This window comes from Chryseobacterium subflavum (assembly GCF_055762745.1).
This window is the reverse complement of record NZ_JBVTMR010000002.1, coordinates 557,181-570,416: the sequence shown is the minus strand read 5'-3', so window position 1 is coordinate 570,416 and position 13,236 is coordinate 557,181. Positions and strand designations below refer to the sequence as shown.

Below are 13,236 nucleotides of genomic sequence, written 5' to 3'. Positions count from 1 at the left end.
GATTAATCCTTACAGGTTATACTAAAAATACTCTTTTCAATTTTCTTATATGATTTTTGTTGTGGTTTAAGTTCCATTCTATGATACTTATACATTGTATCAAGATTATGGTATTCATCATCTTCTGACGCTCCCTCGGGGTGTTTTGCCGTATAGACCTCTTTGGAAGCATCGTAGTTATAGTTGTAATTAAGATAGGACTCCTCATCAAAGTCCTCCTGCATTGATCTTTCTCCAGGCCCATATGCCTCAATATTATAAGCCAGATTACTGATGATAGATTCTTTTGAAAAGCCGGACACCCCTCCATTAATAAACGTCTCCATTTCTTTCAGTTCTGCCGGCTGAAGATCTTTTTTGAGAGAAGAAGGGCGATCCTCACTTCTGAAATATAATCTTCCTTCTTTAAATTTTGCCGTAAACGGTTTTTGCCTTACAGCAGATGAATAATACATAACAATAAAATTATTATACCTTTTATTTTCTGCTACATAGTGTAAGTCTTTAGCCTGATCAAACAATGCCACAGAAAGGATAATATCTTTAAAATTACTACCAAACTCTTTTACCATTGGATAAGAAAAACAGTTAGCATCATCATTTAACACAGGCTGGATGCCCTGTTCGGAATTTCCCATATAAATTTTGGTATCCCTCTCAAAGTTATCAAACATAACTTTAGTTCCTTTTTGGCCAGCATCATATCTTCCGTACACATCAAAAGGATATTTAGGTGTAGAAGGGATAAAAGAAATGATACTATCATTATCCATACTCCATGTTCCAAGAATAACCTGCCCAAATGTAGCCATCACAAAGCGGTGGTTTTCCAAAAGTATCCAATTATAGCCTCCGTCATCAGGATTTCCAGAATCTACGTGATAAGATCCGGAAACTTTGGTCTGTGCAGTAGAAAAGATAGCATTGGTGAGCAGAAATAAGATAATCAGCTTTTTCATGGTATAAGTTGGTGAAGTTAAAACCTACACCTAAGATATTGAAAAACTATTTGTTCCTAAAAATGGAATACACGGGAATGTCAAAGTACTGCCCGTCTTTTTTAAGATGCTGTTTTAGTATGGCCTCCTGCTCCATTCCTATTTTTTGCATAATCCTTCCGGATGACGGATTGTGGAAAAAATGAGTGGCAAAAATCTTGTTAAATCCAAGCTCTTTAAATCCATACTCAACCACTGCAGAAGCCGCTTCTGTTACGTATCCTTTATTCCAGAACGGGACAGCCAGCCAATAGCCCAATTCAGCTTTATCATCTCCTCTGTCATGAAGTCCTATAGCTCCAATAATCCTATGTTCTTTATTTCGGATCGCAAAAGTGAACCCTGATTTATTTTCAAAAGCTTCTTTTGAAATTTTCAACCAGAATTCAGCATCCTTTTCAGTGTAAGGATAAGGAATATTAGAGGTGAGCTCTGAAAAAACTTTATCCTGAAGATATTCGACAATTAAAGGAATATCGCCTTCTTCCAGCTGTGAAAGAATCAGTCTTTTTGTTTCTATTACAGGAAATTTTTTCATGATTGATCTTTACCTAAAAAATAAAGTCCCTTTAAAGTATGAAGTCTGTCCGTAATATGTATTTTATTGGTTAAAGGCTTATACACATGAGAAACACCACCGGTCGCAATGACGAAACAATCATCATTCACCTCTTCATTAATACGATCTATAAATCCTTCCACCATTCCCAGGAAACCATAAACCATTCCGCTCTGCATACAGGTTACAGTATCAAGCCCTAAAACAGATTTTGGTTTTTTAAGTTCTATTTCCGGCAATTGGGCAGTCTGGCTGATGAGAGAGTTTAGCGAGGTAACAATTCCCGGCGCAATAATCACACCCAGCGTTTCACCGGTCTCAGTAACACAACTTGCTGTAAGTGCGGTACCGAAATCTATAATAATCTTCTTACGGCCAGGGTACATATTATGTGCTGCTACCAAATTAGCATAGATATCTGTTCCCATTTGTTTGGATTTTGCCTGAACTCCGGAAGGAGTATTTCTATCAACAATAACAGGGGAAATTCCGTGTATTTTTTTAATGGCAGAGCTCATTACTTTAGTAAGCTGAGGAACTACTGAACCAATAATCACATTTTGTATTGCGCCCGGTTCAATCTTATAGGTCTGATACAACATCAGCATCTGGACATACAATTCATCAGCGGTTCTGTAAGGCTTTGTATTAATCACCCATGAAATATCACAGTTGTCATCATCAAAAAGACCAAATCTTATATTGCTGTTTCCAATATTTATAACAATAGAGTTCATTTATTTTAACTAAATGGGTTTGAAAATGAGTGTAAAAATAAGGCTTTATGGTGAAAAGTTCTATGAAACTACCTATTAATTTAAAATCAGTGTTTGCAAATCATTTCATTTATTAAGTCTGCCGCTACACTTATAAAAATAAAGAAGACACTTATCAATTCTTCTATCGGGCATGTAGGTTTTAAGGTACATTTGAAATATCAACTCATTTAAAACCACTACTATGAAAAACTTCAAAAGAATTTCAAGGCATGCTCTTAAAACAATCCACGGGGGAAATGTAAACTGCCCAGTTCCCGGAAGCAGTGTTCCGGCAATATGTCCGGGAACGAGATGTCCTGCTAACCCATGTGCTACTCCCAACTGCATTATACCCGCTGCATGCTCACCCGATTAAGACAAATAAAAAAGGAGTATTTTCATACTCCTTTTTTATTTTATTTTACTTCAACAAAGTTATCTGCCATATTTACGTCAGCTAATCTCTGACTGAAATCGATCCCCAAAACCTGCAACTGAGATTGAGAATAAGGTATTGTTAATGTATATTCCTTTTGTGTCCATGGCCAGTAATTCATGGTCTTAAAATCTCCGTATGCATCTTTCTGTTTCCATGTACGAGTAAGATTTGTCGGAATCTGATAAGTAACAATTTTCTTATCTTTTGTCATTACACTAAAATCAACAGGCATTGGAACCTGTCCGTTATTCACCAATGTAATCATTGTGGATTTTGCATCATATTTTACATCTTTAATCCCATAATCAATGGTTTTGGTTGTATTGATCCAGTAATGATGGAACCACTTTAAATCCATCCCGGATACTTTCTGTGCAATATGAAGAAAGTCCCGGTCTGAAGGATGCTTTAAACTCCAGTTGTCAAAATATTCCTTCAAAATTTTGGCAAGATTTTCCTCTCCAACAATATACCCTAACTCAACAAGATATAATTCTCCTTTTACATAGGAAGCATAAGTATAGGAAGTACCATTGTCATGGTGATCTCCTAACCATACTGCTGGTTCTTCAATTCCTTTTTTCACAAAATTCCGGTAAGCTGTCAACCTATCAACAAAAGGATTAGGCAGCTTATCTTTAGGTGGAAACAACTGATACATTACGTATCCCTCAGCATAACTGGTAAATCCTTCATCCATCCATGGTTTCATAGATTCGTTGGTCGCCAGCATTTGTTGATACCAAGAATGGGAACCTTCATGTGTCATAAGCCCCATCAGGTCTTCAATATCTTTTGATTCGCCTAAGATCATGGTACACATTCCATACTCCATTCCACCATCACCACCCTGGATAAAGGCATAGGTAGGATAAGCATACTTTCCAAAATGAGAATTCATGATCTCAAAATATTTGGTAACATAAGGTTGCGCCTGTTCCCAGACTTTGGTTTTATCATTTTTTTGATAAACCAGATACACTTTAGGTCCATTAGGAACATCAAAGCTATTAACTACATAGTCTCTGTCCGCACTCCAGGCAAAGTCCAGGATATTTTTAGCTGTCCACCTCCAGCTTGCCTTTTTATTTTTCTCTGTCTTGATCTTCGCATTCGCATCATAACCCTTCACTTCACCTGGGTTTTGAAGAATTCCTCCGGCTCCTACTACATAATCTTTATCAATTTTAATAGTAACGTCAAAATCAGAGAACGGGGCATGAAATTCTCTCCCTATATAGTCGAAAGTTGCCCATCCGTCATAGTCATATTCAGAAATTTTCGGGTACCATTGGGTCATGGTCATATCAATTCCCTCTTCATTGTTTCTTCCGCTTCTTCTGATTTGTTGAGGTATTACAGCGTCCCACTCCATCGTAAATGATGTTTTGGAATTGGGTTTAATAGGCTCATTCAGATAAACCTTCATAATGGTTTCCTGAATTTCAAACTTAAGATCTTTGCCATTTTGCTTGATCCAGTGTATATTTTGCGCCCCTTCCTGATCCTTAGGAATCGAGGCCAGTCTTGAAATTCCTCCTCTCTGCAATCTTGAATCACCATTTTTACCTTGACTAGCTACTCTTTGATCCATCATTGAATTAGGTTTAAAAGCATTCCAGTATAAGTGGAAATACACTACATTCAGCTCGTCCGGCGAGTTATTTGTGTATTCTAATGTTTGATTTCCCTGGTAAGTAAATTTTTCTGCATTAACATCAATATCCATCTTGTACTTCGCAGCCTGCTGATAATAAGGATTCTGCTGGGCATGAAATTGTGAAATGACAAACGCAAAAATGATTGCAATCGACTTTTTCATTTAAAAATTATTTTTTTTAAAGGTAGGTATTTTATCCAAAACCCTCAAAAAAGTGGAGTTATTTGGAATTTGAGATGCTGTCTAAGGATCTCATAACAAAATCAGAGTTCTTTAGTTTATGGATAGGTAATCATTTTTTTAATCAAAGTGATTTGCCCTAAATGATAATAACAATGCTCAATCATTCCATCTATATTTCTTTGATAAGTTCCGTATTTTTCGTCTACAAAAACTTCACTAAGCTTATTGTCCGACATTTGTTCAAGTAGCTCGGCAAATCTTTCCGAATCTGACCAAAGTTTATTAAGGATTTTCTCCCATTGCTCCTGAGACTCTACCGGCGGTAAGTCAAAACTAAATTTATCTTTTATTTCAAGCACTCCTCCTTCAAAAACCTGTAAGACACCAGCAATATAATAATCGATATGGAATGCCAGCATTGCGATCGTATTCAAAGAACCGATTTTTGTTATCGCCTGTTCCCAGGTTACATCAGAAAGCTGATCTTTAAAATTGGTATTGGCGATCCAGAGACCGTCAAGCATAACTTCTCTGAATCTTTTTGATAATTGTATGGCTGAGCTCATGCTTTTCATTTTATTTTTTTAAAGTTAATTAATTTCATGTTCTCAGTTCTTGCAGATTTGGAGATAATCCAATTTTTTGATCCACAAGTAGTGTACTTGCTGTTAGTGAAAAACATCAATGGCATTGGTATTTAAAAATAGAAAACCTCGAGTTTTATACTCGAGGCTTATATAATTTAAAGTAGATTATTTTTTAGAAGTAACTTCTTTTTTTCCACTTAGTAAAATCTTTTCAAGAATTTTCAGGGTAATGAGATAGGTTGGTTTTACACCTGTAAGTCCTAAACCTCCTGAAGAAAGAGTACTTCCCGTTTCTAAAGGATTATCCGAAGCATAATATGCATAACAAACAAAAAGGTCCGGTGCAATATGATGTCTGATCTTTGATGCCACCTGTATGGCTTTTTGATAATGAGCCCCTTCCATTTCAAGACCGATAGCTTTCCAGGAGGTATTCATGAAATAAGATAAAATATCCCTGTTCTGAAGCGAAGTCCCTAAAACCGTAATCATAGCTCCCTCAAACGCTTTCAATTCATCATCCTTAAAATCATCCAGTTTTAAAGCATTTTCAAAAGGATAATTATCAGCTGTTCCTTCAAAAATATGAGAAGTAGGAATCATAATATCTCCCTTACCTCCGTTTAGAATTCCGGCTTTACCCATAATGGATACGGATTTTACTTTCATCATATAGACTTCCCCTTTGTGTTCGAAAGGCCTTAAAAGCTCATCCATTACCTCAAAAGCCTGTTCTCCGAAGGCATAATCAAAAACCATGATTACATCATCTCCTGAATATTTTATATGTCCGAATGGAGTATTTTTAAGATCAGTTTTACTTAGATCAATGATCTGAACATCTATATTACTACCACTCTTGTCATCGATATATATAAGTCCCTGGTCTGCCGCATATTTTGAAACTTTATCTCGAAGATCTTTCTTATCGGAAATTTCACCATACAGTTTATAATCAACTTCCTTATGGTCTTTCTTCTTAAGTGCATCATTAGCATACAGCATATTTTTCACAGAATGCATGTTTGCTGAGATTATATGTAAGGGACGCATGTGAAGCCCGTTATCATACAAAACTTCTTTTACTTTATTTGCCCATTTTTCTCCAAAATAATGATGCCCTACTCTTTCTTTCAATATAGCACTGAAGTGGATTTCTCTTTCTCTGCTCTGCTTAGCATCTTCTAAACTTACCTTTCCTAAGTTATAGATGATTTTGAATAAACGGTCAGGATTTTCATCATCTCCAAAAGTATTATACGCTTTTAATGTTTCTTCAAAAGTTCTTCCGATCAGAGAAGAAAGATGAATAAGTGCAACTTCCTTTTCTTTTCTGCTGAATTTCTTTTCTCCTTTTACTACCTCTTCAATAATTTTAAAGGCACGTGTCGGCTTCCAGTTTTCATCCTGAATAAATGCCAGATTACGGATTTTATCCGCTTCTATAAATAAGAATGTTAAGTGAGTAAGAATATCATAGATCTCTGAACGTCCCAAAAGAACTTCAATATTCATTTGGTGTTCATCAATTCTATAACAGTTTCTTCTTCTCTTTTTGGGAACAATAGGCTCGAAACTACCTTTATCAAAACCCTCATCTGATGTAAGATGAATAAAAGCACACTCCTCAATTCCTTCAGGAAGCCTGTCTAAAACATACATCAAACCATCAAGCTCCAGTTTATTCGGAACATTCATGGTACCATAAATTTCAGGATTGATTGTTTTTAACAAACTTCTTATACTTTCTCCCGAAACACCTCCTGGCTTGAAAAATCCTCTATAGAATAAATGTCTCATAGAGATGTATAGTCTTTCAATAGCCTCTGTTGTTTCTCTTGCTCTAGAATTTGTCATAAAATAAATTTCACACAAATATACAAAATTACACTGCAAATCATTTTAAGTATCTTTTAACAAGGAGGTTAAATTGTATACATTTTTGTATCCTATATAATAGTAAAGTATTCATATCTTTGAGTTATAAAATATTTGATTTCATTTTCCCTTCCTATTTGAAATCCTTCCATTCAAGACACCTATTTTTCTGTTAATTTTTATAAATTTTACAAACACCCCCTAAAAAAATAAGGGTTAAAACATTTTCAATTCATTTTTTTTGTAAATTTGCCCTGTAAAAATTAACCCTATTATGTCAACTTTAAGATTCAAAGCGTTAGAAACATTACCATTCAAGGACTTCAGAAAGGATAACTCCATTGAAGTTCCTGCAAAATTGTCTGAATTATTCTGTCAAAATGTTTTCTCAGAAGAAACCATGAGAGAGTATTTGACGAAAGAAGCATTCACATCTATTATGGATGCTATTAAAAAAGGAACTAAAATTCAACGACACATTGCAGATCAGGTAGCGGTAGCTATGAAAGACTGGGCAATGAGCAAAGGGGCAACACACTACACACACTGGTTTCAACCTTTAACAGGATCAACTGCTGAAAAGCACGATTCATTCTTCACTCCAATCGAAGGGGGAAGAGCCATTGAAAGATTCAGCGGAAACCTGCTTATCCAACAAGAGCCGGATGCTTCTTCTTTCCCGAACGGAGGAATCAGAAATACTTTCGAAGCAAGAGGTTACACAGCCTGGGATCCTACATCACCGGCTTTCATCATGGGAACTACACTTTGTATTCCTTCGATCTTTATTTCTTATACGGGAGAAACACTGGATTATAAAGCTCCTCTTCTAAGAGCTCTGAATGCTGTAGACGAAGCTGCAACTAACGTAATGCAGTATTTTGACAAAAATGTAACAAAAGTAACTCCTACTTTAGGATGGGAACAGGAATATTTCTTAGTGGATTCGGCATTGTATCAATCGCGTCCCGATCTTGTATTGACAGGTAAAACTTTACTTGGACACTCACCGGCAAAAGGACAACAGCTGGATGACCACTATTTCGGGTCTATTCCGACAAGAGTAATGAACTTCATGAAAGAGTTGGAAATAGAGTGTATGAAATTGGGAATTCCTGTAACAACTAGACACAACGAAGTAGCTCCTAATCAATTCGAGCTGGCTCCGATGTTTGAAGAAGTAAACGTTGCTGTAGACCACAATTCTTTATTGATGGATATTATGGCAAGAGTGGCTCATAAACACCATTTTCATATTTTATTCCACGAGAAACCATTTGCCGGAGTAAACGGAAGTGGAAAACACAATAACTGGTCATTGGCTACAGATACAGGTGAAAACCTACTAAGCCCAGGGAAAAACCCTAAGAAAAATCTGCAATTCTTAACATTCTTTGTTAATACCATTAAAGCTGTTCATGAATATGCAGATCTTTTAAGAGCAAGTATCGCTTCTGCAAGTAATGACCACAGATTAGGGGCTAATGAAGCTCCACCTGCAATTATTTCCGTATTTATCGGAAGTCAGCTATTCAGAGTATTGGAGGAATTGGAAAAAGTAACCAGCGGTAAATTATCCCCTGAAGAAAAAACAGAATTAAAATTAAATGTTGTTGGGAAAATTCCTGAAATCCTATTGGACAATACCGATAGAAACAGAACTTCACCATTTGCATTTACAGGAAATAAATTTGAGATCAGAGCTGTAGGTTCTTCTGCAAACTGTGCAGAATCTATGACCGTAATGAATACGATCGCTGCAAAGCAGTTAAATGATTTCAAAAAAGAAGTTGACGCTTTAATTGAAGGAGGATTAAAGAAAGACGAAGCGATATTCAACGTATTAAGAGAATACATCAAACAATGTAAAAATATCATGTTTGAAGGTGACGGATATTCTGATGACTGGGCAAAAGAAGCTAAGAAAAGAGGGTTAAACAACTTAAAAACCACTCCGGAAGCTTTGAAGCAGGAAATGGATAAGAAGTTCTTAGCTCTTTATGAAGAAATAGGAGTGTTTACTCATAGAGAAGTAGAAGCAAGAAATGAGATCAAACTTGAAAAATACTCTACCGTTATTGATATTGAAGCAAGAGTTCTAAGTGATATCGCAAGAAACCACATTATTCCTTCTGCATTAAATTACCAGAACAGACTAATTGAAAACGTAAAAGGTCTTAAAGAAATTTTCGGAGATAAAGAATTCAAAACGTTGGCAAAAGAACAAATGAGCCTGATCACTAATATTTCTGAAAATGTTTCTGTAATAAAATTAGGAGTTGAAGATCTTATCAAAGCCAGAGAAGCAGCAAAAGCAGTATCAGACAGCCAAAAGCAGGCAGAAGATTATTGCAACAAAGTGAAACCTCTTTTCGATGTAATCAGAGATGCATCTGATAATCTTGAAATGATGGTGGACGACGAGCTTTGGCCGATGACAAAATACAGAGAAATGTTATTTACAAAATAACATTTTGTAAAGTCCATATTAGTTAAACTCCCCTTTTTGGGGAGTTTTTTTATTGTATTTCCTTTATTTTATTCCTGAAAATAAAACAAACTAAACACTTAGCAAACAATATTTTACACAACTTCAAAATTGATATAAAATTTAGATTTAACTTTGCTGTTCTATGAAAATCCTGATCATTGAAGATAATAAAGAACTGGCCCACAGCATGACGTATTATCTGGAAGAAGAGCACTACATCTGCGAATGTGCCTATAATTATAATGAAGCTTTGGAACGCCTGAGCTTCAATACTTATGATTGTTTGTTACTCGATATTATGCTCCCGGATGGAAATGGGCTAAACCTCCTCAATCATATTAAAAGTGAAAAAATCAACAGCGGCATATTAATTATTTCAGCTAAAGATGCATTGGACGATAAAATCAAAGGCCTTGAAAAGGGTGCCGACGATTATATTACAAAACCGTTTCATTTACCTGAATTACACGCAAGACTTAGAGCAGTATATCGCAGGAAAAAAATGGATGGTTACAATGATGTCCGTTTTAATGAAATATTATTGAATACCGATACCTTTGAGGTTTTCATCCATGAAAATAGATTAGATGTCACGCAGAAAGAATTTGAGCTATTGCTTTATTTTTTGGTTAATAAAAACAGGGTCCTGTCCAAACAATCCATCGCTAACCATCTTTGGGGAGATCATACCGATAATTTAGCTAACTTTGACTTCGTTTATCAGCACGTTAAAAACCTCAGAAAGAAAATAGCAATTGCACAGGGTAACGATTATGTAGAAACGATCTATGGTCTGGGCTATAAGTTTAATGCGTCAAAATATAACGGCTCATGAATTTACTAAATAAAATATCGATCTGGTTCATTGCCATTGTACTATTGGTTACTCCTCTTAGCATGTACATTTCTTATTCCAATATTAAAAAAAGATTGGACAATGTTGAAATAGAGCGACTTAGATCAGTAAATAATTATGTAGCCGCCCAACTAAAAAGAGGAGAAACACCTGAAAAAACATCTCAGGGATTACCCATTTCTATCAAACCCTATACAGGAAGTGGTATTATTCCTACCAACCCTGAAATTATCCACACCTGCCTGGATAATAATGGTCCCTCTCGTAACGAATGTAAAATACAAATCAATACATTTGTCACAGCCGCAAATAAAACATACAAGATCTCTTCTTATAGCTATATCACTTCTACAGAACAGATCATGAAAGGTATGCTCACTGCATTACTGTTAAAAGTATTACTCATCACAGCTATAGTATTCATTACCGCAAGAATATTATCCCGGTATATACTTAAGCCTTTCCATCACGCTATAGATAATATTCATCATTTTAATATTCAGAAGCGGGAACCTCTTCAGTTACTCTCAACAAGCACAAATGAATTTAAAAAACTTAATGAGTTTCTCAGGCTCATGACCGATAAAGCCATTGAAGATTACACCTCCGTTAAAGAATTCAGTGAAAATGCGTCTCATGAAGTACAAACCCCTCTGGCAATCATACAGAGCAAAGTTGAGCTTTTAGCTGAAACAGAAATCAATGCAAAACAGGCGGCATTATTGACCGACATCCAAAACTCCATAGATAAACTTACCAGAATCAACCGCTCGTTGATCCTGCTTACAAAACTTAACAATCAGGAATTCCTCACGCATGAGAAATTAAAATTCTGCCGGGTGGAAAAAGAAACCATCCACGCTTATTCAGATCATATTGCATTAAAAAACATCACCCTGAACAGGCACTGTGAAAAAGATGTATACATAAAAATCCATCCCGCACTAGCAGAAATTCTTTTGAACAATCTTTTATCCAATGCAATCCGGCACAATGTGAAAAATGGAAATATAGAAATTTCACTGACCCATAAATTCTTCAGGATCAGCAATACAGGATTGCCTCCTGATATTCCCACCCAGGAACTTTTTAAAAGATTCAAGAAAAGCAATCAATCCACAGAGAGTATTGGTTTGGGCCTTTCAATCGTAAAACAAATTTGCGAGGTCAATACATTCCCTGTTCATTACGACTTTAGTGACGGCTGGCATTGTATTACGGTGTATTTTGATTCAACAGAAAACCACTCTTTATTTACTCCAACTTCCTATTCCACCCCTGCCCAAGAGATTGAAAACATAAAGACATCACTTAATTTTGCTGAATAAAATCAATCCATAAAAACGGTTGTTTGATTAATTTATACAGAACTTCAAATTTGCTTCAAAATGTGTTTTTTACTTTGAATAAAGAAAAAAATATACTCGATGCTTTTAAGAGCTTTTATTCTATCCGTCTCTACGATTTTTTTAATCAACAAAGTAAGCGCACAGGAAGTCATCACACTTCAATCCGCACTTGAAACAGCTGTTCACAATTACGGAACCATTAAAGCCAAAGAATCCTACCGTTTATCATCGCAGGAATCCGTAGAATTAGCCAAAAGGCAGTATTTGCCCAACCTCAACTTAAGTGTACAGCAGGATTTTGGAACTGTAAATGGACAGAACGGCCCTTTATATGGATTTGGTGGTTACGGAGTAGCCTCTTCCGGACTTCCTCTTCCTGAACAAAACTGGAATGCTTCATTCGGAGCCCTGTATCTTGCTAATGTCAATTGGGAGTTCTTTTCATTTGGAAAAGCAAAACAAAGAATAAAGGTGGCTCAATTTAAAAACCAAAGAGATACCAGAGACCTTTCCGACGAAATATTTCAGCATAAAATAAAAGTCGCGGCAGCTTATCTGAATGTTCTGGCAGCGAAAAAGCTGAAATTATCCTATGAAAAGAATTTAGGAAGAACCGACACCATTAGGAGAATTGTTGAGGTTAAAGAAAAAAACGGGCTCGTTCCCGGAGTTGACCTTTCTCTTGCCAAAGCAGACTATGCCAATGCCATGATCACTTACACAAAGGCAAAAGACAATGAGCAGGAGCAGGAAAATAAACTGGCGCAGTTAATGGGTATTCCGTCCCAGGAATTCAGACTTGACAGCACCATTCTCAAAAGAATTCCTACAGATCTGCCATCAGAAAAAAACTTGGTCCTAAAAGACCACCCTCTTCTTGCATTTTACAAGAGCCGGATCGATGTAAGTGAAGAAGAAAAACAATTGCTCAGAACACAATACTATCCATCATTTTCCATGGTTGGAATTATACAAACACGCGCCTCAGGATTCGGTAACGGATATGCTCAAAACCAAAATGACTATTCTATGTCTTATTGGGACGGAATCCACCCAACGAGAAGCAATTACCTGATCGGACTGGGAGTATCCTGGAATTTCACCCAGACCTTCAGATTATCAAAAGAAATCAGCGCGCAGGAATATGCAAGCCAGGGGCTAAAGCATGAATATGATCTTGCAGAACAGCAGCTCAAGGCACAGCTTGATTTGTCTGAAAATAAATGGAACAATGCTCTTACCGTGTACGATCAGGTTCCGGCTCAATTAAAATCTGCAAATGATGCTTATATCCAGCGATCTGCATTATACAGAAACGGCCTCACAGATATTGTTGACCTATCCCAGGCCATATACGCACTGATAAGAGCAGAGACAGATAGGGACATCGCTATTAGCAACGTTTGGAACGCATTACTATTAAAAGCAGCCGCAACAGGTGATTTTACAGTTTTCGAAAGTGAACTGTAAGGTTAAAT

Annotated in this window: 11 protein-coding genes; 5 read left to right on the top strand and 6 right to left on the bottom strand. The window is 36.3% G+C overall.

What is annotated here, in order from left to right; genetic code table 11:
* Nucleotides 1–2: 2 nt before the first annotated feature.
* The 3 genes from AC0INN_RS11950 to AC0INN_RS11940 are packed head-to-tail and all read right to left on the bottom strand — an operon-like array spanning nucleotide 3 to nucleotide 2,294.
* Nucleotides 3–959, bottom strand: coding sequence for a hypothetical protein (locus AC0INN_RS11950; protein ID WP_306613370.1), 957 nt, complete (start codon nucleotides 957–959; stop codon nucleotides 3–5).
* A gap of 46 nt (nucleotides 960–1,005) precedes the next feature.
* On the bottom strand, nucleotides 1,006–1,536 hold the full coding sequence (locus AC0INN_RS11945) for a GNAT family N-acetyltransferase (protein WP_306613368.1): 531 nt from the start codon (nucleotides 1,534–1,536) through the stop codon (nucleotides 1,006–1,008).
* Nucleotides 1,533–2,294, bottom strand: coding sequence for a type III pantothenate kinase (locus AC0INN_RS11940; RefSeq protein WP_172282076.1), 762 nt, complete (start codon nucleotides 2,292–2,294; stop codon nucleotides 1,533–1,535). The genes AC0INN_RS11945 and AC0INN_RS11940 overlap by 4 nt, the downstream gene beginning before the upstream one ends.
* Before the next feature lie 223 nt (nucleotides 2,295–2,517).
* Between AC0INN_RS11940 and AC0INN_RS11935 the strand changes: the two genes are divergently transcribed.
* Nucleotides 2,518–2,691 (top strand): bacteriocin-like protein, encoded by a 174-nt coding sequence (locus tag AC0INN_RS11935; RefSeq protein WP_172282075.1) that lies wholly within the window; start codon nucleotides 2,518–2,520, stop codon nucleotides 2,689–2,691.
* Between the two features lie 40 nt (nucleotides 2,692–2,731).
* Here the strand turns inward: AC0INN_RS11935 and AC0INN_RS11930 are convergent, their stop codons facing one another.
* The 3 genes from AC0INN_RS11930 to AC0INN_RS11920 form a co-directional block, all read right to left on the bottom strand.
* On the bottom strand, nucleotides 2,732–4,576 hold the full coding sequence (locus AC0INN_RS11930; protein ID WP_273650383.1) for a M1 family metallopeptidase: 1,845 nt from the start codon (nucleotides 4,574–4,576) through the stop codon (nucleotides 2,732–2,734).
* A 116-nt stretch (nucleotides 4,577–4,692) separates the two neighbouring features.
* Complete coding sequence (locus AC0INN_RS11925; protein WP_273650382.1) at nucleotides 4,693–5,163, bottom strand: DinB family protein; 471 nt, start codon at nucleotides 5,161–5,163, stop codon at nucleotides 4,693–4,695.
* A gap of 186 nt (nucleotides 5,164–5,349) precedes the next feature.
* Nucleotides 5,350–7,041 (bottom strand): DUF6909 family protein, encoded by a 1,692-nt coding sequence (locus AC0INN_RS11920; RefSeq protein ID WP_172282071.1) that lies wholly within the window; start codon nucleotides 7,039–7,041, stop codon nucleotides 5,350–5,352.
* Nucleotides 7,042–7,336: 295 nt separating this feature from the next.
* Between AC0INN_RS11920 and AC0INN_RS11915 the strand changes: the two genes are divergently transcribed.
* The 4 genes from AC0INN_RS11915 (at nucleotide 7,337) to AC0INN_RS11900 (ending at nucleotide 13,228) form a co-directional block, all read left to right on the top strand.
* The gene (locus AC0INN_RS11915) at nucleotides 7,337–9,532 is read left to right on the top strand and encodes a glutamine synthetase III family protein (protein WP_273650381.1); all 2,196 of its coding nucleotides are present in this window, start codon (nucleotides 7,337–7,339) and stop codon (nucleotides 9,530–9,532) included.
* Between the two features lie 163 nt (nucleotides 9,533–9,695).
* Nucleotides 9,696–10,388 (top strand): response regulator transcription factor, encoded by a 693-nt coding sequence (locus AC0INN_RS11910; RefSeq protein WP_172282069.1) that lies wholly within the window; start codon nucleotides 9,696–9,698, stop codon nucleotides 10,386–10,388.
* Nucleotides 10,385–11,737, top strand: coding sequence for a sensor histidine kinase (locus tag AC0INN_RS11905; protein ID WP_273650380.1), 1,353 nt, complete (start codon nucleotides 10,385–10,387; stop codon nucleotides 11,735–11,737). Before AC0INN_RS11910 ends, AC0INN_RS11905 begins: the two co-directional genes overlap by 4 nt.
* 99 nt (nucleotides 11,738–11,836) lie before the next feature.
* The gene (locus AC0INN_RS11900) at nucleotides 11,837–13,228 is read left to right on the top strand and encodes a TolC family protein (protein WP_273650379.1); all 1,392 of its coding nucleotides are present in this window, start codon (nucleotides 11,837–11,839) and stop codon (nucleotides 13,226–13,228) included.
* Nucleotides 13,229–13,236: the final 8 nt, after the last annotated feature.